17 protein-coding genes (1 of these 17 only partly in view) are annotated in these 19879 nt (G+C 68.3%); 7 read left to right on the forward strand and 10 right to left on the reverse strand.

Features of this window, described 5'->3' with window-relative positions; genetic code table 11:
• The 5 genes from ACZK4Z_RS22225 to egtB form a co-directional block, all read right to left on the reverse strand.
• Nucleotides 1-502: the 5' portion of a DUF2628 domain-containing protein gene (locus ACZK4Z_RS22225; RefSeq protein ID WP_125895935.1), read on the reverse strand. 272 nt of this gene lie to the left of the window's left edge; 502 of the gene's 774 nt are visible here — the first part of the coding sequence; it begins with the start codon at nt 500-502; its stop codon lies beyond the left edge, outside the window.
• A gap of 49 nt (nt 503-551) precedes the next feature.
• A complete protein-coding gene (locus ACZK4Z_RS22230; RefSeq protein WP_071229489.1) occupies nt 552-1418 on the reverse strand; it encodes a D-hexose-6-phosphate mutarotase in 867 nt (288 codons plus the stop codon).
• A gap of 40 nt (nt 1419-1458) precedes the next feature.
• A complete protein-coding gene (locus ACZK4Z_RS22235) occupies nt 1459-2727 on the reverse strand; it encodes a lytic murein transglycosylase (RefSeq protein WP_125895936.1) in 1269 nt (422 codons plus the stop codon).
• 84 nt (nt 2728-2811) lie between these two features.
• Nucleotides 2812-3786, reverse strand: a complete 975-nt coding sequence (gene egtD, locus ACZK4Z_RS22240; protein ID WP_125895937.1) for an L-histidine N(alpha)-methyltransferase — start codon at nt 3784-3786, stop codon at nt 2812-2814.
• Nucleotides 3783-5054, reverse strand: coding sequence for an ergothioneine biosynthesis protein EgtB (gene egtB, locus ACZK4Z_RS22245; protein ID WP_125895938.1), 1272 nt, complete (start codon nt 5052-5054; stop codon nt 3783-3785). The genes egtD and egtB overlap by 4 nt, the downstream gene beginning before the upstream one ends.
• A 150-nt stretch (nt 5055-5204) precedes the next feature.
• Between egtB and ACZK4Z_RS22250 the strand changes: the two genes are divergently transcribed.
• Entirely contained in the window at nt 5205-6485 is a 1281-nt protein-coding gene (locus tag ACZK4Z_RS22250; protein WP_125895939.1) for a GGDEF domain-containing protein, read from the forward strand.
• Nucleotides 6486-6488: 3 nt separating this feature from the next.
• Here the strand turns inward: ACZK4Z_RS22250 and ACZK4Z_RS22255 are convergent, their stop codons facing one another.
• Nucleotides 6489-6881, reverse strand: a complete 393-nt coding sequence (locus tag ACZK4Z_RS22255; RefSeq protein WP_125895940.1) for a YchJ family protein — start codon at nt 6879-6881, stop codon at nt 6489-6491.
• A gap of 102 nt (nt 6882-6983) precedes the next feature.
• On the opposite strand from ACZK4Z_RS22255, the gene ACZK4Z_RS22260 reads away from it, so the two are divergent.
• Entirely contained in the window at nt 6984-7763 is a 780-nt protein-coding gene (locus ACZK4Z_RS22260; RefSeq protein ID WP_014039007.1) for a sulfite exporter TauE/SafE family protein, read from the forward strand.
• 96 nt (nt 7764-7859) lie between these two features.
• On the opposite strand, the gene ACZK4Z_RS22265 is transcribed toward ACZK4Z_RS22260, so the two are convergent.
• From ACZK4Z_RS22265 to folE, 4 genes are all read right to left on the reverse strand, one after another.
• Entirely contained in the window at nt 7860-11240 is a 3381-nt protein-coding gene (locus ACZK4Z_RS22265) for an ATP-binding protein (protein ID WP_125895897.1), read from the reverse strand.
• Between the two features lie 16 nt (nt 11241-11256).
• A complete protein-coding gene (locus tag ACZK4Z_RS22270; RefSeq protein WP_005411692.1) occupies nt 11257-11958 on the reverse strand; it encodes a DUF4194 domain-containing protein in 702 nt (233 codons plus the stop codon).
• Nucleotides 11945-13414 (reverse strand): DUF3375 domain-containing protein, encoded by a 1470-nt coding sequence (locus ACZK4Z_RS22275; RefSeq protein ID WP_046985163.1) that lies wholly within the window; start codon nt 13412-13414, stop codon nt 11945-11947. The genes ACZK4Z_RS22270 and ACZK4Z_RS22275 overlap by 14 nt, the downstream gene beginning before the upstream one ends.
• 112 nt (nt 13415-13526) lie before the next feature.
• Nucleotides 13527-14138, reverse strand: coding sequence for a GTP cyclohydrolase I FolE (gene folE, locus ACZK4Z_RS22280; protein WP_004141296.1), 612 nt, complete (start codon nt 14136-14138; stop codon nt 13527-13529).
• A gap of 545 nt (nt 14139-14683) precedes the next feature.
• Here folE and ACZK4Z_RS22285 point away from each other — a divergent pair.
• The 5 genes from ACZK4Z_RS22285 to ACZK4Z_RS22305 all read left to right on the forward strand — a co-directional run bounded on the left by ACZK4Z_RS22285 (nt 14684) and on the right by ACZK4Z_RS22305 (nt 19871).
• A complete protein-coding gene (locus ACZK4Z_RS22285; protein WP_012481667.1) occupies nt 14684-15139 on the forward strand; it encodes a MarR family winged helix-turn-helix transcriptional regulator in 456 nt (151 codons plus the stop codon).
• Nucleotides 15140-15247: 108 nt separating this feature from the next.
• Nucleotides 15248-15457, forward strand: coding sequence for a DUF1656 domain-containing protein (locus ACZK4Z_RS22290; RefSeq protein ID WP_010487502.1), 210 nt, complete (start codon nt 15248-15250; stop codon nt 15455-15457).
• A complete protein-coding gene (locus ACZK4Z_RS22295; protein ID WP_032973896.1) occupies nt 15454-16371 on the forward strand; it encodes an efflux RND transporter periplasmic adaptor subunit in 918 nt (305 codons plus the stop codon). The genes ACZK4Z_RS22290 and ACZK4Z_RS22295 overlap by 4 nt, the downstream gene beginning before the upstream one ends.
• Complete coding sequence (locus ACZK4Z_RS22300) at nt 16368-17828, forward strand: efflux transporter outer membrane subunit (protein ID WP_049400357.1); 1461 nt, start codon at nt 16368-16370, stop codon at nt 17826-17828. Before ACZK4Z_RS22295 ends, ACZK4Z_RS22300 begins: the two co-directional genes overlap by 4 nt.
• A 3-nt stretch (nt 17829-17831) precedes the next feature.
• On the forward strand, nt 17832-19871 hold the full coding sequence (locus tag ACZK4Z_RS22305; protein ID WP_293799478.1) for an FUSC family protein: 2040 nt from the start codon (nt 17832-17834) through the stop codon (nt 19869-19871).
• The last annotated feature ends 8 nt before the right edge of the window (nt 19872-19879 follow it).

Genomic DNA, 19879 nt, shown 5'->3' on the forward strand with positions numbered 1-19879 from the left:
TCAGCAGCAGCAGGCCAGCCCACATCGCCGCCAGGCGGTACATCTTGCGGTACATCATCCAGATCAGGCCGAGCAGGAAGGCCGGCCAGTGCCAGGTGCCACTGCCCGTGGCGATGCCCTGATCCAGCCGCCAGCGCTGGCGATAGATCGGGAAGTTGCCACCGACCACGCTGGCGTACAAGGCCATCTCGCCCTCCAGCCCGGCAGCCGCAGCCACATCCGGTGCAGCGACCGGCGCACGATAGGGGTCGGACGGATCGCCGACACTCGACGCGATGCCCTCAGCCGCGGGCGCTGCGTCGATATCCAGGACCGGAGCCACCTCGACCTGCGTTGAGGCCTGATCCAGCTCCGCCAACGGCCGCCACGAGGGCATGCCCTCGCACCAGAGCAGCGTTCGCGCCGTGACCGTCCCTTCCCGCTGCAGCTGGCGAAGACCGGCCAGATCCACCGGCCCACTGCTCTGCCTGCCATTGGCGTACCACCATTGTGCTTCCTGCATGTTTTCCGTCCTTGCTACTGCATCGACAAACTGAAACCGCTGCCAGCGCCTACAGCGCGGTACTGGCCAGGGTCTGCACCAGTTGATGGCGCTCACCCGGCGCAAGCGTAATCTGCTCCGGGCCTGCGTTGGCCACTTCCAGGCAAACGTAATCGTGCCAGCCATCGCCGACATCGGCCATTTTCGCTGCCGCCTCCGCACCGGGATTCCAGGCCACCAGCGTCTGGCTGCCTTCGCTGCGGATCTCGATCCGCCGCTGCAGTACGGGATCACGCAGCACGTAATGGCCGCCGGCACCGGTATAGATGCGATCGCTGCGACCGGGGTCACGCGGATCGCGCAATGACCACGGTCCCTGTTGCAGGCGAAGCTGCGCATAGTCCTCGTACTTGTCCAGGTACTGCAGGCCGTCGAGGCCCTCGACCTCGACCTGGTTGGCATCGCCCACCCGGAAATAGCTGTGCAGGGCCTGGGTGAAGGTCACCGGCGAGGTTCCGGTGTTTTCGGTGACGAGCTGCTGACGCAGCTGGCGGCCGATGCGCAACTGCATCTGCAGGCGCAGGCCGGGATCGGCGCAGGGTGCAGGTGCCAACTGCAGCTCGACCTCACCGTCATCGCTCTGGCTGGCCTGCAGAAGCTCCCAACGCGCGGTGCGCACCAGGCCATGCGCGGGCACATCATTGTTCTGGCCCTGGCGGCCGAACCACGGCCAGCACACCGGGACGCCACCGCGGATGGGCGTGGGCAGCTCGGCGCGCGTGGGCGAAAGCCACAGTACATCGGGCTGCCCATCGGGAATGAACGACAGCAGCTGTCCGCCGAACACGCTGATGACCGCCGTCGCGCTGGGGGTGCGCACGTGCCAGGCCTCCAGCCCGTGATACAGGCCGCTGCTGATGTCCGGATCCGACTGCATGCGATGACGCTCCTTGAAGACCGCGGCGATGATGTCGCGGTCAGCGTGCCTGGGGCAAGGCCTTCTGCGCAGCGGGTGCGATGGCGGCCGCCTCTTCCTGCAGCGCGCGCAGGATGCGCTGGCCGGCACGCCCATCGGCATTGGCCCAGCCCAGGCGCTGCTGCTCGGACTGGATCGCGCGACGGGTGGCGGTACCGATCATGCCGTCGGCGGTACCGATGTCGTGGCCACGCGCCAGCAGCAGGGTCTGCAGCTGACGGCGTTCATCGCGGCCGATGCCGGGATCATCGGTCGGCCAGGCGGTGGCCAGCTCATTGCCGCCACGCAGCTGGTCGGCCAGCGTGGCGATCGCCAGCGCATAGCTTTCGGCGGCGTTGTAGCTGTAGATCGCGTCGTAGTTGCGGAACACCAGCAACGCCGGGCCCTTGTTGCCGGCCGGCAGCAGCAGGGCGGCGCGCGCATCCGCCGGCAGGTTGGCCGGAGCCAGCACACTGCCATCCAGCGCGGTCAGGCCCTGCGCACGCCAGTCGGCCAGGGCGCGACGCTGGGTACGTCCGGCCTGGCTGGCGTTGAAGCCAGCGGGAACAAGAACTTCCATGCCCCACGGCTCGCCACTGCGCCAGCCGGCACGCTTGAGGTAGTTGGCAGTGGAGGCCAGCGCATCGGGAATGCTGCCGACCAGATCGCGGCGGCCATCGCCATCACCGTCCACGGCGATGCGTGCGTAGGTGCTGGGCATGAACTGCGTATGCCCGAAGGCACCGGCCCAGGAACCGGTGAGGCCCTGTGCCTGCAGGTCGCCGCGGTCGATCAGCTTGAGCAGTGCCAGCAATTCACCGCGGAAGAAGGGTTGGCGACGGCCGGCGCAGGACAGCGTGGCCAGTGACTGCAGCAGGGGGCGCTTGCCGAACACGCGGCCGTAGTCGCTCTCCACGCCCCAGACCGCGACGATGGTGGCCGGATCGACGCCGTACTGCGCCGACACTCGATCGAGCAGGTCGCGATGCTGCTGCAGCATGGCGCGACCATCAGCCACGCGCTGGCGATCGACCAGCGCGGCCAGGTAGTCCCAGATCGGCGTGGTGAATTCCGGCTGCGCGTCGAGCAGGCCGAGCACGCTGGGGTCCGGGGTGAGGCCGGCGGTGATTTCGTTGAAGCGCTCGGCGCTGATGCCCTGGCTGGCGGCCGTGGCCTGCAGGCCCGAAAGGCAGCGGCTGAAGGCCAGATCGACGCTGGCATCCGGTGCTGCAGGCAGCGCGGGGGGCGAGGCGAGAGCGGCCGCCAGGCCGAGGGTGGTCAGAATGGGCATGGCGTCCTCCGTGTTGCCGTTGCACGGCCATCTTAGGGGTAGCGGTGCTGCAGAACCTGAAGGGGTACCGGCTGGCCGGCCGCCCTAGATGGCACGCAGCAGGCGCAGGCCGTAGGCGGGACTGTCGGCATTCCAGCGCTGCGTGACCTGCAGGCCCGCGTGCTGCAGCAGCGCCTCGAAGCTGTCGTCGGTGTACTTGTGGCTGTACTCCACACGGATCGGTTCGTCGGCGGCGAAGTGGAAGGTGCGGCCGTCCAGATGCATATCCTGCGCCCAGCGGCTGACCAGATCGGTTTCGATGCGCAGCCGCGCGGTGCTGTAGCAGGCACGGTGGTGGAAGCCGTCGAGGTCGAAGTCGCTGCCGATCTCGCGATTGAGCCGGGCCAGCAGGTTGAGAGTGAACGCGGCGGTGACGCCCTGCGCGTCGTTGTAGGCCGCTTCGATCAGAGCCGGGTCCTTGTGCAGATCGATGCCGACCAGGGCCAGGCCGTCGCGGCCCATCGTCTGGCGCATCGCCCGCAGCAGTGCGACCGCGTCTTCGCCTTCAAAGTTGCCCAGCGTGGAACCGGGGAAGAACAGCAGCCGTCGCGCGGGTTCGCGCTCGGGCATGGGAACGGCGACGGGGCGGGTGAAGTCGGCACAGACCGGCAGCATCTCCACCTCCGGCAACGCCGGCGCCAGATGATCGATGCTGGACAGCAGCGCGGCCCGCGAGATTTCAATCGGCGTATAGGCCACCGGGTCGTGAAGTGCGGCCAGCAGCAGCGCGGTCTTGCGTCCGCTGCCGCTGCCCAGCTCCACCACGTGCAGACGCGGGCCAACGCTGCGGGCGATGTCCGGCAGCACACGCTTAAGCAGGGCCAGCTCGGTGCGCGTGGGGTAGTACTCGGGGGTCTGCGTGATCTGCTCGAACAGTCGCGAGCCACGCGCATCGTAGAAGTACTTGGACGGCAGCTGGCGCGGCGTACGTGAGAGTCCGGCCACTACGTCGGAGAGGATCTGCTGCCGCCCGGGGGTGAGATCGGTCAATGCCTGCAGCGCGTCATGCACGGTGCTCATGTGAGGTCCCTGGCCAGGCGCAGCCCGGAGAACTGCCAGCGCGCCGGCGGCATGAAGAAGTTGCGGTAGCTGGCGCGCACATGGCCGCGGGGTGTCGCGCAGCTGCCGCCACGCAGCACCCACTGCCCGCACATGAACTTGCCGTTGTACTCACCGAGGTTGCCGGCGAAGGGACGGAAGCCCGGATAGGCGCCATACGCGCTGTGGGTCCACTCCCAGACATCGCCGAACAGCTGCCGTATTCCACTGCCCTGCGATGCCTGCGGGTGCAGCCGGTCGTCGTCAGCGAAATGGCCGCGCAGCGGCTGCGACGCAGCGGCGGCTTCCCATTCGTACTCGCTGGGCAGGCGCGCGCCGGACCAGCGGGCGCAGGCATCGGCCTCGTAGTAGCTGAGGTGGCAGACCGGCGCGTGCGGATCCAGTTCGCGCCAACCGCCCAGGGTGTACTCGCGCTGCAGGGCGTCATCCCAGTACAGCGGGTGCTGCCAGCCCTCGGCTTCGCGCAGCGCCCAGCCTTCGCTGAGCCACCAGCGCGGTTCGCGATAGCCACCGGCGTCGATGAAGGCCCGATACTCGGCATTGCTGACGGGACGCTCGGCCAATGCGTGCGCGGGGAGCAGCACGCGGTGCGCTGGCGATTCGTTGTCGTAGGCGAACGCGGCCTGCTGCGGCCATGCCGCGGCGCCGACCGTGACGATGCGCTCGGGTGATTCGATCCAGCCCTGCGCACTGGCAGCGCTGGTGGCAGGCTGCAGGTCCTCGCGGTAGGCGGGCTGCAATGGGTTGCACCAGAACGCATGCTTGATGTCGGTGAGCAGCAGTTCCTGGTGCTGCTGCTCGTGCTGCAGGCCCAGCTGCAGATGTTGCAGTGCCTGTTCATCGAGATCGCCCGCCGCCAACCGCGATTGCACCTGCGCATCGACCTGCTGGCGGTAGTCTCGCACCTGCTGCAGCGACGGGCGCGACAGCAACCCGCGCTGTGGCCGCGCATGCGCCGGGCCGATGCTCTTGTAGTAGCTGTTGAACAGGTAGTCCCAGCCCGGGTCATGCGCTGGCGCGGTGCCGAAACCCGCCAGCACGAAGCGTTCGAAGAACCAGGTGGTGTGGGCCAGGTGCCATTTGCTCGGGCTGGCGTCAGCCATGCTCTGCAGCATGGCGTCCTCGGCACTGAGCGGCGCGGCCAACTGCAGGCTGCGCGTCCGTACATGGGCGAACTGGCGGGCGAGATCGTGCTGCGGGGCAGCGACGGCGGCGGGTACGCTGTCCATGTGGGCAGCATCGGCGCTGGATGGTGAGTGCGACGTCATGGTTCGGCATCACTTCGTTCACATGGATGAGCCTGCCGCATTCAAGAAGCCACCACGAACGCCGCTAACGGCAATGCTGCGGCCGCGTCGTCACCGCGCTGGAATTCCTGCTTGCCCCTGCATCCGCTCCGCCAGCCTGCGCATTACCTGTTCGTGCTGCCTGCCGTGCTGGTTGCCGTGGTGGTGTGGACCGCATTGGATACCGCAGACGTGGCCAGCCCGGCGCAGCGCATCCTGCCCTGGCTGCTGGCCTGCCTCGGTGCCGGCCTGGCCCTGCTCTACCACCAGGTGCGCACGTTGTGCCTGCTGATGGTTGTGGCGGTGATGTTCGCGCTGCTGCACCAGGACGTCGCTGGCTACCTGCGCAATGGCCATGTCACCACGCTGACACCGCTGCGCTTCCACGCCATCTCGGCCTGGTTGCCGCTGTTGTCTGCCGGCCTTGCGTTGTGGCCGGAGCGCGGACGGCGGCGCCAGGACCTGCTGCTGCGCGGTATTGCCAGCGGCACCGCGGTGATGATCTTCCTGCTGCTAGCCACACAGCAGCCGCGCGGCATGCACGATCTGCTGTCGAACCGTCACTGGGCCTGGATTCCCGCCGACTGGAACGCGCTGGCGCAGCTGCCGGCGCTGCTGTTCCTGCTGGCGACCGCAGCGTTGGGCTGGCAGGCGTGGCGGCATCCTCGGCCACTGCACACGGCGATGCTGCTGGCCCTGCTGTGCCTGTGGTGGATGCTGCCGCGGATCTTCCTGCACCCTGTACTGCTGCCGGCGCTGAGCAGCGCCGCCCTGCTGCTGATGCTGGGCGCGATGCTGCAGGAGTCCTTCCACATGGCCTTCCGCGATGAGTTGACCGGCCTGCCGGGGCGACGGGCATTCAACGAGACCCTGCAGCGGGCACGCGGCACCTACAGCATCGCGATGGTGGACGTGGACCACTTCAAATCATTCAACGACACCCATGGCCACGACACCGGAGACGATGTACTGCGCCTGGTGGCCTCGCGGCTGGCGCGGGTGGGCGACGGTGGCCGTGCATTCCGCTATGGCGGTGAGGAGTTCGCGGTGGTGTTCCTGGACCGCCCTGCGGCGGCCTGCATGGATGCCGTGGAGGCGCTGCGGCAGAGCATCGAGGAGACCCGCATGCAGCTGCGCGACCGCAGCACCCGCAGCCGCGATGACGAAGCCGGCCGCCAGCAGCGCGGACGCGGTGGCAGCGGCCAGGTGGTACAGGTGACAGTGAGCATCGGCCTGGCCGACAGCCATGTGGATCCGCGCCCGATGGCGGTGGTCAAGGCCGCCGACCAGGCGCTGTACGTGGCCAAGGACGGGGGGCGCAACCAGGTGCACGCACATGCCGGCCAGCGCGTGCTGGCCGTGCGTGGCGGCTGAGGCTCAGACCGCGTCGAGGTAGTACCAGCGGCCGTCGATGCGCTGGAAGCGGCTGTGTTCGGTCATCTTGACCGCACTGCCGCCGCCGACGCGATAGCGCGCGGTGAAGCGGACATCGGCGCTATCGGCACCGGTGACGGTGTGCTCGTGCACGGTCAGGCCCAGCCAATGGGTACGCTGGCCGGGTGCTTCATCCAGTGACAGCTCGGCCGGACGCGTGTCCGGGTGCCAGCTCTGGCGCAGGTAGTCAGCCAGACCGCGCACGTAGGCGCTGTAACGCGAACGCATCAGGCGCTCGGCGTCGGGCGCGGCTTCACCGGTGTGGAAACGGCCGCAGCAGGCGGCATAGTCGGCGGGCAGGCCACAGGGACAGGGATCGGCGGGTTTTCGGCTCATGCCGGCATTGTCGCCGGGTTGCGCGGATTGATCCACGCGCGGCACGGGCCAGCTGAAGCAGGACAGGCGTATGCTGTCGCGCCCCCACCTTGATTGATCGCCGTGCTGGAACTGGTTCCCCCTGAGTTGTGGTGGCTGGTGGTGATCGCCTTCATCGCCGGTCTTGTGGATGCTGCCGTGGGTGGCGGTGGCCTGGTGCAGCTGCCCGGCCTGTTCACGGTGCTGCCGCAGCAGACGCCGGCGATGCTGTTCGGTACCAACAAGTTCAGTTCGATGTTCGGCACCGGTGCGGCTGCCTGGCGCTATGCGCGCAACGTGCGCTTCCCGTGGAAGCCGGTGCTGTTCGCGGCCGGCACCGCCTTCATCTTCTCCTTCGCCGGGGCCACCGCGGTGAGCCTGCTGCCCAAGGACGCGGTGCGCCCACTGGTGCTGGTGCTGCTGATCGCGATGCTGGCCTACACGTTGTGGAAAAAGGACTTCGGTGCGCTGCACCGGCCGCAGGAGATCGGCCGCCGCGAGCTGGTGATCGCGCTGGCGATCGGTGCAGCGATCGGCTTCTACGATGGCTTCTTCGGGCCGGGCACCGGCAGCTTCCTGATCTTCCTGTTCGTGCGCTTCTTCGGCCTGGATTTCCTGCGCGCGTCGGCCGCGTCGAAGGTGGTGAACCTGGCGACCAATGTGGCGGCGATCTCGTTCTTCGTGCCGACCGGCAACATCCTTTGGCTGTTCGCGCTGCCGATGGCGGCGGCCAACATCATCGGTTCGGTGGTGGGCACGCGGTTGGCGCTGAAGGGCGGCACGCCGTTCATCCGCAAGCTGTTCGTGGGGCTGGTGGTGGTGCTGATCGCGCGGATGGCGTGGGATACGTTCCGCGGAGCGTGAGTGCGGTTGCCGGCCAGCGGCCGGCACTACCGGGTCATGAACCCCGCCCATGGGTAGTGCCGGCCGCTGGCCGGCATTCCCATTCAATCGGCCGGGTCAGGCCTCCGCTTCTTCCGGTTCGTTGGCCTGCTGGCGGCTGCGCTCGGGCAGCTTCAGGCGCTTGCCTTCTTCGTCGTACTCGATCAGCAGCACGCCGGAGTCGTGGCGGCCGCTGATTTCGACGAAGCAGGCACCGCCGATGAACGGTTCCAGCGTCATCACCGACTTCAGCGGGGTGGCCACCACCATCTGGAAGCCGAAGTTGTCGAAGATGTTCATCGCCAGTGCGGTGAACTCGTTGTCGGCCTTGTCGAAGGCTTCGTCAAGCACGACCGCGGCGTAGCTGGGCAGCTGGCTGTCAGCGCCGCCGAGCTGGTAGCGCAGTGCCGCAGCCAGGCAGGTGGTGGCCAGTTTCTGGCGCTGGCCGCCGGACTTGCCGGCGCCGCTGCGGTAGATCTCGACCTGCTGGCGCGTTTCCGCATCCAGCTCGACGCCGATGAACTCCACGTGCATGCGCACGTCCAGCACCAGTTCGCGCCAGCGCTTGTCTTCGCCTTCCTGTGAACCCAGGCGGTTGACCAGCTGGCGCAGCACGGTGAACTGCGATTCGGCCAGCTCGCGCTGCTCGGTCTGCTGCTGCGACAGCACCTCGCGCAGCTGCAGGTGGAACTCACCGACTTCCGGCAGGCGGCGGTCGCTCAGTTCAATGGTCAGCAGCGTGCCACGGTTGAACGGCACCTGTTCCAGGCTGGCGTTCACCTCGTCCAGGCGCTGGCCGATCGACTTGCGGGCCTCGGCGCTGTGGCGCTGCAGGGCCAGCAGGTTGTTCTTGCTCTGGTTCTGCAGCAGATCGAAGAAGCGCTCTTCGTGCTGCGGCAGGCCGTCGCGCTCCAGGCGTTCGAGGCGGGCGAGGAAGTCCTCGGCCGAGGCCACCGAGACGGTGAAGTCGCCCGATTCCTCCGGCCACTGCTGGATGAAGCGACGGAAGCAACCGATCAGCTGGTTCTCGATGCGGTTGAGGTCCTGCTGCGAGGACGACAGCTGCTCGTTCAGCGCGTTGCTGACCTGGCGCATGTGCGCCTCCAGCGTTTCCAGGCTGAGCGGGCCCTGCTCCTGCAGGCGCTCGGCGAGCCCGGCTTCCTGCTCCTGGGCCAGGCTCGGCAGCACCAGCGCACGGCTCTGCTGGCGGGCGCGGTCGAGGCGATCGCGCTCCTTGACCAGCTGGCCGCGCTCGACGCGGACGTCCTCATAGGTGCGGCGGGACTGCTCGATGTCGGCGCGCACGGCGTCGATCTGCTTGGCCAGCTTGGCCAGATCGGCATTGCCTTCGCGCAGGTCACGCAGGGTGGCCTCGATGTCGCTCAGGCGCTGCTGCGGAGCGGCGATGTCGATCTCGTTCCAGCTGATGCTGACCAGCTCGTGGCAGGCCAGGCGGCGTTCGTTGTCGCGGTCACGCTGGCCGCGCAGGCGCGCGATGTCAGTCTCGCAGCTGGCGATGCGCTTGGCCAGTTCCTGTGCTTCGCGCTCGAAGGCGCCCACCTTGTCGTGGTTGTTGAAGCCGAGGATCCAGCGGCGGCGGTCGCCTACCGCGCTGCGGTCGTCCTTCTCGAAACGGTCGCCCGGATGCTTGACCTGGCCTTCGCGGGTGATGCCGCGGTCGACGTTGCGCAGCTGCTTGGCATCCACGCATTCGTAGTCAAAGCGCTTGCCGAGCTCGCGCCGCAGCCAGCTTTCGAACACATGCTCGCGCAGCTCCAGCTTGTGCAGCAGCGACTTCGCCGACGGCTCGCGCGCGAACGCATCATCGTTGCGGCGCACGCGGTAGTAGGTGAAGCGCATGCCCAGGTGAGTGCGGTTCACCCACTCGGCGACGTCGTTGTAGTGCTTGTCATCGACCAGCAGCGACAGCGCGAAGCCGCCCAGCACACGTTCGATGGCGCCCTGCCAGCCCTGCTCTTCCGAGCGGACCTGGATCAGCTCGCCGACGAACGGCAGCGCCGCTTCGGCGATGCCGGTTTCCTCGGCCAGGCGCGCGCGCAGCTTCTGCATCGGCGCCGGAATGTTGGACGGCGTGCGCTGCATCGCTTCGAGTTCGACGCGTACTTCACCGAAGCGGCGCTCGTCATCGCGCTTGCCGCCGAGGCGATCGCTGATCGCATCGTCCAGTGCCGCCGAGGCACGCTGGCGGTCCTGCAGTTCGTTCTGTGCGCGCTCGACCAGCTCGGCGAAACCATGGGCATCGTCGGGCAGTTCGGCCTGCAGCTGCTGTGCCGCCTCCTGGGCCTGGTCACGCTTGGCCTTGCGGCGGTCGCGCTCGGCTTCGGCGCGGCCCTGCTCGCGCTCCAGTTCCTCGATGCGCTCACCGCCCTGCTGGCGGCGCTGCAGTTCCAGTTCGGCCAGGCGCTCGGTGTGGTTGTCGAGCGCGGCGCGGCGCTGGGCCTCTTCGCCGAGCAGGCCACGGTCACGCACGTCCATCTCGCGCAGGCGCGCTTCGATCAGCGCCTGGCGGCGGCTTTCGCGGAAGCTGTCGACGCCGAGCTTCAGTGCTTCGTCGTCGCCACGCTGGCGGTGCATCTCTTTCAGATCGTTGTAGTAGGCGCGTGCCGGCAACAGGGTTTCCACCTGGCGGCGCGCGGTGACCACGGCCTGGTGCGCGCCATCGAGCTCGGCGAAGTCGCTGACCAGGCGCTCGGCGGCGTCGAAGGTCTTCGGCGTGTCGAGCATGAAGTCGCGCAGGAAGACGTTGAGGTCGCCCAGGTTCTTCGCCGACTGCGTCTTGTGCAGCAGGCGCAGTGCCATCTCGTTGTCGATGCCGAGCAGGTCGCGGAAGCGCTCGGCGTAGCCGGAGAACGTGTCGAAGTGGTGCAGGTCGGACAGCTTCTGCTTGAGCTTGCGCAGGTCCAGGTCGAAGCCGCCGAGATCCTTGGCGATGTCGAACGGACGCTCGGCGATCATGTAGTGCTTGCGCACGTCACCGGCCGAGGTGCCGTTTCCGGAGATCCACAGCAGGCGCACCAGGCTGACCACGCGGCCGTCGCCAGCGCGGTATTCCAGCACCAGTGCAGTCCAGGTCGCACCCTTGCGCAGGTACTGCGTAGCGATTTCACCGGTGCCGCTGTCCTGCTGGTCGGCCCACGCGCCACGCACATAGGACACCAGGTTGCGGTCGCGCCCACTGCGCTCGGCTTCACGCGCGGCGGCGTTGAAGTCGACGATGGCCGGTGGCGTCAGCAGCGCGGACATGGCATCGAGCAGGGTCGACTTTCCCGAGCCGGAACGGCCGACGAACAGGAAGCCGCGCTCGGCGATCGGCACTTCGGTCAGGCCATTGAAGGTGCCCCAGTTGTGCACCTGCAGGCGGCGCATGCGGAACTGCTGCAGGCGCGGGTCCGGCAGGCCTTCGTTGAACAGGGCGGGAGTGTGCTTGGAGATAGCCATGCGATGTTAGGGTCTCTCAGGCCTCGGCGGCCGGGGTTTCGCGCAGCTGGCGGTACACCGCCGAAAGCTGGGACACGTCTTCGGCGGAGAACAGCAGCTTCAGCGCCGGCGAGACTTCGTGGCGGTCTTCCTGGCCGCTGAGGCGGGTCAGGATGTGGTTGTCCTTCATTTTCTGCACCGCCGAGGCGACACGGCGGTTGAAGCCGGCGCGGTCGGTGGACAGGTTCTTCTCGTAGATGGCCAGTGCTTCGGCCATCTCGGCATCGGCCACCACCGCGCGGTTGCCGCGCGCATCGGCCTCGGCCAGCTGCTGGCGCAGATACAGCAGCAGCACCGAGTCGATGAAGGTCAGCGGCGAGGTGCGCAGCAGCACCGGCGCGTCGACGTCTTCGGTATCGGCCTGGCGGGTGAACGCCACGCCGCTGTCGCGATCCAGTACCAGTTCCAGGAACAGGTCGGCCAACGACGAGCGGATGGCGGCTTCGCTGCGGATCAATGCCGGCCACAGCTTGGCGTGGCGCAGCTGGTCGATGCTGGGGCCGATCAGCAGCTGGCACAGCGCGCGGCGCGCATCCAGCGGCAGGCGTCCGGTATCGCCCAGGTAGTACACGTCGTTGCCACGGCGGGGCTGTGCCACGGCCGCCACCGGCTCGGCTTCGTAGGCGTCTTCCGCCACGTCGGCCTGCGCTGCATCGATGGGATCTTCATGCCAGCTCATGGCGTCTCTCCTGGGTGAACCAAACCAGCGGGATGCGGGCGCGACGGATCTGGCCGTCGCCACCACGCCATTCGGCAAGCTCCTGCTCGCCGGCGATCACGTTGCCGAAGCGCGTGCCCAGCGACAGGTAGCCGATGACGCTGCCCAGGCCCTGCGGCGCTTCACGCTGCGACAGCGCCTGGGCAATGCTGAGCCGCGGCTGTGCATCGAGCAGGTCGTGCAGGTCGCGGCGCAGGGTGCGGAAGTCGATTTCGGACGAGGCGACCAGGTCGCCAACGCTTTCCAGGCTGATCGCGGCCGCGTCGTTGTATTCGACGTTGCCATCGACCTGGGCACTGCGCGGATCATGCAGCTTCCACTGCGACCACGAACGCAGGCGGCTGGTGGTCAGCTGCAGGTCGCGGCCGATGCCACGCTGTGCGGGGAACTCGTCGCGCAGCGCCAGCGCTTCGGACTGCGCCTGTTTCAGCAACTGGTTGAGACGGCGCTGTTCCAGGTAGCCACGGCTCTGCACGAAGCCGCGCAGGCTGCGCGCAAAGTTCTGCAGCACGTCGTGCACCTGGCCACCACGCTCGAGCATGGTGCTGGTGAAGCCACGCAGGAAGTTGCGTTCGTTGCGGTCAAGGCGGCGCGCAAAGCCACGCGCCAGCACCGCTTCCAGCGCGGCATCGAGCTGGGCGCTCTGCTCGGCGTCGTTGAGCAGGCGCCAGAAGGCCTGGAAGCTGCGCCCGGCATCACTCTCGCCGATCACGTCCACGCCTTCGAACAGCTGCGACAGCACGTCGCCGCGCTCGCCCTCGTCGTCGATGATGCGTTCGCGGAAATCGCGGTTGAGCTGTTCGAAGTCGTCGCGCACGCGGCGGAAGTCCTCGGTCAGCTCGTCGGCGAGGCCGATGATCTGGCGCGCACGTTCCAGCGCGCGCTTGCCGTCCAGCGCGATCACACGGCCGGCACCGACACGGGCGATCTCAGCGTCGATGCGGTCACGCTCGTCGCGCAGCGCGGACAGGCGCGCGTCCGGATCGGATTCGGTCTGTGCGGCCAGCTGCGAGAGCTGTTCGATGACCAGCGCCAGGCGGCTTTCGGTGGCGGCCACGCGGGCCTGCTCAAGGCCGTCGGCGAAGCGGATGGCCTGCAGCGCCGCGGTCGACAGTTCGTACTGCTCCTGGTCGGCGCCTTCGGGCAAACGGCGTTCCAGCCAACCCTGGGCCAGCCAGTGCGCGATGTAGGCCTGCGCGGTGCGCGGCAGGTCGCGCGACAGTTCGTCGCCGTTGAGCTGGTCCAGCGCACGTTGCAGGCGCTCGTTGAGCACCGACGACGACAGCGTGCGCTCGCCGTCCATCAGCAGCCCTTGCAGCAGGCCAATGATTTCCGGGGCATGGTCGGCGGCGAGCAGCTTCCACTGGGGCTGTTCGCGCAGATGGCGGTAACGGGAGATGCGTTCGCGGTGCTTCATGCAGCGAAAGGAGTCATGAGGGCTGGCGGGGACGAGCAGCCACGCACGGCTGCCGTGCAGGCAGCCGTGGGCATGCCGGCCACGCGGGGCCAGCGGGGTGCGGGCAAGCGGCTCAGCGCTTGCCGCCCACTTCGATGAAGCGCAGGAACTCGGCGCGGGTACGCGCGTCGTCGCGGAAGCTGCCCAGCATCTTCGAGGTGACCATGCTGACGCCGCGCTTGTGGATGCCGCGGGTGGTCATGCATTCGTGGGCGCCTTCGACGACCACGCCGACACCGATCGGCTGCAGCACATCCTGGATGCACTGGGCGATCTGCGCGGTCATCTTCTCCTGCACCTGGAAACGGCGGGCGTAGGCTTCGACGACACGGGCCAGCTTGCTGATGCCCACCACCTTGCCGGCCGGCAGGTAGCCGACGTGCACGCGGCCGATGATCGGCGCCATGTGGTGCTCGCAGTGGCTTTCGTACTCGATGTCGCGCAGGACGATCAGTTCGTCATAGCCGGCCACTTCCTCGAAGGTCCGCTCCATGTAGGCGCGCGGATCGTCGCGGTAACCGCTGAACCAGTCGCCATAGGCTTCGGCGACACGGCGGGGGGTATCCAGCAGGCCTTCACGGGACGGGTCCTCACCGGCCCAGCGCAGCAGGGTGCGCACGGCATCCTCGGCCTGGTCCTGGGTCACGTCGCCCTGCGGGGCGGCCTTTTCGTTGTTCTTGCTCATTGCGTACAGCGTCCCGATCGGGGGGCGAGCATCGTACCCGACCGGGGGGTGGGTCGTCCTGTTGGGACGGTTCATCGGGGGGTCGTTGTTGGCGCGTCGTTGCTGTCGGCCTGGAGGGGGAGAGGGGGCTGCGCAGGACACGCCGTAAACCCCCCTCCGGGGTCCGGCCCAGCCGCTGGCGGCTGTGCGTTCGAGCGCTTGCGAGGCATGCCTCGCAGGCAAAGCGCCCTCACCCATGGGGGCTCGATGGCGCCATCCATGGCGCCAACGGTCCTGCGCAGCCCCCTCTCCCCCTCCTTGACGGTTTCCTGCGGGCGCGACCGGACCGCCCGAAAGCGGGAGTCAAAAGCGGGGTTCATGGCTCCGGAAGCACCGCGCCGCTGCTGTGGTTTTTCCTGCTTTGGTGGGTGCGGACCTTGGTCCGCACTGCATCTGCTGCTGCCCCACCCGACACCAGGCAGGCGCAACGCTTTCCTCACTACACCCCGCCCATTCAGCAAAAACCATTGATAGGAATGAAATTAGTAGTATCCTATCTATCTCTTATGGACCGACCCCTCGACGAGCGCACCGTGCTGCAGATGCAGCTCAGCTCCGGCCTGCTTTACGCAGGGCGGCAGTGGCAGCGCCTGGCCGACAGCCGGCTCGGCAGCTACGGCATCTCCACCGCCTGCACCATGCCGCTGCTGATGATCGGCCGCTCCGGCGGTGGCATCCGCCAGGTGGCGCTGGCCCAGCAGCTGGGCATGGAGGGTCCTTCCCTGGTGCGCCTGCTGGACAAGCTGTGCGCCAGCGACCTGGTCCGCCGCGAGAGCGACGCCAGCGACCGCCGCGCCAACCTGCTGTGGCTGACCGACGCGGGACACGCGCTGGTCAGCGAGCTGGAAGACCAGTTGATCGGCCTGCGCCAGGACGTGTTCGGCGAGCTTTCCATGGATGAACTGCACGCCGTGCTGAAGGCATGGCGCCTGCTGGCCGAGGCTGCCGACCGCATCACGTAAGAGCGCTGCCCCCGAATACCGCCGCTGCCGTGCACACGCCAGCGGCTTTTGCCCGTTGCTGTTGTTTCGTTGTTCCTCCCCTCCCCCACCTCGCCCCCGCCCCTACCGATGCCCGGTGAATTCAGTCTCCACGGAGTGTTCGTCCCGACCCTGCTCGGGTTGATGTTGTTGGCCTATCTGGTCAACAGCGGCCTGCACGCGCTGCTGCAGCGTGCCGGCGCCTATCGCCATGTATGGCACCCGGCGCTGTTCAACCTGGCGCTGTACGGAATCGTGCTGGGCCTGCTGTTCCACCTCCTGCGTTGGATGCAATCGTGAACAAGATCGTGAAGAAGACCCTGCCGGTGCTGCTCACCAGCGCAGCCGTGATCGTCGCCCTGCTGGTGCTGCGCCAGCTGTGGGTCTATTACATGGATGAGCCATGGACCCGCGATGCCCATGTCGGCGCCGACGTGGTGCAGGTGGCGCCGGACGTATCCGGACTGGTGGAAACGGTGCAGGTGGCCGACAACCAGGCGGTGAAGAAGGGCGACCTGCTGTTCGTGGTCGACCGTGCCCGTTACCGCATCGCGCTGGAGCAGGCCAAGGCCAGCCTGGGCGAGCGCCAGGCCTCGGTGGCACAGCTGCGCCGCGAGATCGGCCGTGACCGCAGCCTGCAGGACCTGGTCGCCGCCGAGGACGCCGAAGTGCGCCGCGCCAAGCTGCAGGCCGCACAGGCCGCGCTGGCCACCGCACAGGCGGCGGTCGACCTGGCCGAGCTCAACCTGGGGCGCACCGAGGTGCGCGCACCGGCTGATGGCCGGGTCAACGACCGCACCATGCGCGTGGGCGACTACGTGGTGGCCGGCAAGCCGGTGCTGGCGCTGCTGGATACCGGCTCGTTCCGCATCGATGGTTACTTCGAGGAAACCCGCCTGCGTGGCGTGGCCCCGGGACAAGCCGTGGACATCCGCCTGATGGGCGAATCGACCCCGCTGCGTGGCCATGTCGAAAGCATCGCCGCCGGCATCGAGGACCGTTACCGCAGCAATGGCAGCACCCTGCTGCCGAACGTGACCCCGGCCTTCGACTGGGTGCGCCTGGCGCAGCGCATCCCGGTGCGCATCGCCATCGACGAAGTACCCAAGGGTGTGGAACTGATCGCCGGCCGCACCGCCACGGTGACCGTGGACACCGGCCGCCATCCGCACAACGACAAGGCCGGCACGGCGCCGACACAGGCGGGCCTGTGAACGCCGCCCTGCCCCGTCTCGGCCTGATCGTCGCGCTGGCCAGCCTGGCCGCGTGCAGGACCGTCGGCCCGGACTATGCATTGCCGGAAGGTTCGGCGTTCAAGCGCCCGCAGGCCAATGCCGCCTTCATCGATACCCAGAACCCGCAGATCGCCGCCAACCAGGCGCTGCCCGACCGCTGGTGGTCGCTGTACAACGACCCGGTGCTGGATGGCCTGATCACCCAGGCGCTGCGTGACAACGTGGAGCTGAAGGCCGCCGATGCGCACCTGCGTCGTGCGGCGGCGGTGTACGAACAGGCGCTGGACGCCGGTGGCTTCGAGTACGAGGCCGAGGCCGGGGTCAGCCGCGCGCAGCTGTCGGCCGAATCGTTCCTGCAGGAACACGAGCTGCCGGTGATCAACCTGGCCGATGGCAAGTTCGCGGTCAGCTACCAGTTCGACCTGTTCGGCAAGCTCAAGCGCGGCGCCGAAGCGGCCCGTGCCGACGAGCAGTCGGTCGCCGCGGCACGCGATCTGGCCCAGGTCAGCGTGGTCGCGCAGGTGGCCGACAGCTATCTGGAAATCTGCCACGCCAACCACGAACTGCACGTGGCCGAGCATTCGCTGCAGCTGCAGCAGCGCAGCCGTACGGTCACCGAGCGCCTGATCGCGGCCGGCCGTGGCACGCCGCCGGAACTGGCCCGCGCCAATGCCCAGGTGGCGCTGCTGGAAGCTGCACTCCCGCCGCTGCAGGCGCAGCGCTCGGCGGCCGCCTATTCGCTGGCCGCGCTGCTGGGGCAGACCCCGGGCCAGCTGCCGGCCGGTGTGATCGACTGCGCGCACGCCCCCGCCCTGGCGCAGCCGCTGCCGGTCGGTGATGGCCGTGCACTGCTGCAGCGTCGCCCGGACGTGCGCCAGGCCGAGCGCAAGCTGGCCTCGGCCACGGCGCGGATTGGTGTCGCCACCGCCGAGCTGTACCCGGACATCCGCCTGGGTGCCTCGCTCGGTGCCGCCGGCCTGCTGGAAGACTTCGGCACGCCGATGACCCAGCAGTGGTCGATCGGCCCGCTGATCTCGTGGACGCTGCCGTCGTCCGGCACGCACGCACGCATCCACGCCGCCGAAGCCGGTGCCGATGCGGCCCTGGCCGAGTTCGACCACACCGTGCTGCAGGCGCTGCGCGAGACCCAGACCGCACTGGACCGCTATGCACAGGACCTGCGCCGGCTGCAGTCGCTGCGCATCGCGCAGGAGCAGGCCGCACTGGCCGCCGAGCAGAACCGCCGGCTGTACCAGGGCGGCCGCACGCCGTACCTGTCCAGCCTGGATGCCGACCGCAGCCTGGCCACCAGCGATGCCACCCTGGCCGCCGCCGAAGCGCAGGTCTCGCGCGACCAGATCCACCTGTTCCTGGTGCTGGGTGGCGGTTGGCAGGCCAGCGCCGCCGCGCCCAACGCCTCGACCGCAGCGAAGTAAGCCATGAACGCGCTGACCGACCGCCAGGCCTGGCTGTTCTCGATCAAGACCTACCTGGCCGCGGTGGCCGCGCTGTACATCGCCATGGCCGGCAACCTGTCGCGCCCGTACTGGGCGATGGGCACGGTGTACATCGTCAGCCAGCCGCTGCTGGGCCCGACCCGCGCCAAGGGCGTGTACCGCATCGTCGGTACGCTGGTGGCGGGCCTGGCCACCCTGCTGGTGCTGCCGGCGCTGGTGGAATCGCCGCTGGTGCTGAGCGCGGCAATGTCGATCTGGCTGGCCGGCTGCCTGTTCATGGCCCTGCTCAACCGCGGCCCGCGCGGCTACGCGTTCCTGCTGGCCGGTTACACGACGGCCTTCATCGGCTTCCCGGCGGTGACCTCGCCGGAAACCATCTTCGACACGGTGGTGGCACGCAGCGAGGAGATCATCCTTGGCACGGTGGTGGCGGTGCTGTTCGCGTCGCTGCTGTTCCCGGCCTCGGTACGTCCGATGCTGCGCGCGCGCATCGGCAACTGGATGGAGGACGCCGCGCAGTGGTGCCGGCAGATCCTTGAACGTGGCCGCGCGCATGCGCCGCGCAACCGGCTGGCCGCCGACCTGGTGCAGTTCGAGGCGCTGATCGAGTTCCTGCGCCGTGATGATCCACGCCATGCCGGTTCGGCGGTGTCGATGGAGCGCCTGCGCGAGCGCATGCTGCTGCTGTTGCCAGTGCTGTCCTCGATTGCCGACCGCCTGAGCGCGCTGCGCAGCGATGGCCAGGCCCTGCCGGAAGGACTGCCGGCACTGGTCGACGATATCCATGACTGGCTGGACGGGCCGACCAACGCCAGCGAGTACGCCCGCCTGCGCGCGCGCATCAGCGCACTGAAGCCGCAGGTGGACCGCGACCTGCAGCACCTGCAGCTGGCCAGCCTGCTGCTGCGCCTGGAGGAACTGGTGGACCTGTGGCAGGACTGCCGCACCCTGCAGCACGCGATCGACCACGGCACCGCGCCACTGGACCGCGCGCACTACCGCATCCGCACCGAACGCGTGGCCGCCGACAAGCACGTCGACTACGGCATGGCGCTGTTCTCCGCGCTCAGTGCCGGCGTGGCGCTGATGAGCTACTGCGTGCTGTGGATCGCGCTGGGTTGGGAAGGTGGTGGCAACGGCGCGATGATGGCCGCGGTGACCGCTGCATTCTTCGCTGCACAGGACGACCCTGCACCGAGCATGGTGTCGTTCCTGGTGTGGGCGATGGTCGCCTCGGTGGTGGCTGGCGTGTACCTGTTCGGCGTGTTCCCGGCGGTGCACGACTTCGGCCTGCTGGCATTGGTGCTGGCGGTGGCGTTCCTGCCGCTGGGCTTGATGCTGCACCACCCCAAGAGCGCATTGTTCGCGTTGCCGTTGACGGTGAACCTGGCCGCGCTGCTGAGCCTGCAGAACACCTACAGCGCCAACATCCAGACCTTCCTCAACTCGTCGATTGCGATGTTCATCGGCATTGGCTTTGCGGTGGTGATGACCCGCCTGTTCCGTTCGGTGGGTGCCGAGTGGACCGCACGCCGCCTGGTGCGGCAGGGCTGGACCACGCTGGCCGAGGCCGCCGAAGGCCGTGGCCAGCAGGACCGGCAGCGCTTCGCCGCACGCATGCTCGACCTGCTGGGCCTGCTCGCACCGCGCCTGGCAGCGACGCCCGAGGGCAGCGACATCGCCTCGGTGGACATGCTCAACGAGGCGCGCATCGGCCTGAACATCCTGCAGTTGCGTCGCGCACGGCTGGAACTGCCCGAGCGCAGCCGCGAAGCGGTCGAGCACATCCTGGAAGAAATCGCCGTGCATTACCGCCGTCAGATCGCCGCGCACAAACCGATTGTGGCGGCCGAGGCGCTGCGGGAGCGGCTGGATACCTCGCTGGGCCGGGTCGGCAGTGTGGCCGCCTGCAAGGCCCGCGATGAAGCCCTGATGGGCCTGATCGGCCTGCGCTTCGCGCTGTTCCCGGAAGCCAAGGCATTGGCGCCGGGGTTGGCGGATGCCAACACTGCATCGGCCTGATAATGAGC

It is taken from the genome of Stenotrophomonas sp. 71799_Sma (assembly GCF_056482505.1).

Bases quoted from the DNA above. Each gene is read 5' to 3' on its own strand.
- ACZK4Z_RS22305 (WP_293799478.1), top strand. From the start codon at position 17,832: ATGAACGCGCTGACCGACCGCCAGGCCTGGCTGTTCTCGATCAAGACC.
- ACZK4Z_RS22255 (WP_125895940.1), bottom strand. From the start codon at position 6,881: ATGAGCCGAAAACCCGCCGATCCCTGTCCCTGTGGCCTGCCCGCCGAC.
- ACZK4Z_RS22275 (WP_046985163.1), bottom strand. From the start codon at position 13,414: ATGAAGCACCGCGAACGCATCTCCCGTTACCGCCATCTGCGCGAACAG.
- ACZK4Z_RS22235 (WP_125895936.1), bottom strand. From the start codon at position 2,727: ATGCCCATTCTGACCACCCTCGGCCTGGCGGCCGCTCTCGCCTCGCCC.
- ACZK4Z_RS22285 (WP_012481667.1), top strand. From the start codon at position 14,684: ATGGACCGACCCCTCGACGAGCGCACCGTGCTGCAGATGCAGCTCAGC.
- folE (WP_004141296.1), bottom strand. From the start codon at position 14,138: ATGAGCAAGAACAACGAAAAGGCCGCCCCGCAGGGCGACGTGACCCAG.
- ACZK4Z_RS22230 (WP_071229489.1), bottom strand. From the start codon at position 1,418: ATGCAGTCGGATCCGGACATCAGCAGCGGCCTGTATCACGGGCTGGAG.
- egtB (WP_125895938.1), bottom strand. From the start codon at position 5,054: ATGGACAGCGTACCCGCCGCCGTCGCTGCCCCGCAGCACGATCTCGCC.
- ACZK4Z_RS22270 (WP_005411692.1), bottom strand. From the start codon at position 11,958: ATGAGCTGGCATGAAGATCCCATCGATGCAGCGCAGGCCGACGTGGCG.
- ACZK4Z_RS22290 (WP_010487502.1), top strand. From the start codon at position 15,248: ATGCCCGGTGAATTCAGTCTCCACGGAGTGTTCGTCCCGACCCTGCTC.
- egtD (WP_125895937.1), bottom strand. From the start codon at position 3,786: ATGAGCACCGTGCATGACGCGCTGCAGGCATTGACCGATCTCACCCCC.
- ACZK4Z_RS22265 (WP_125895897.1), bottom strand. From the start codon at position 11,240: ATGGCTATCTCCAAGCACACTCCCGCCCTGTTCAACGAAGGCCTGCCG.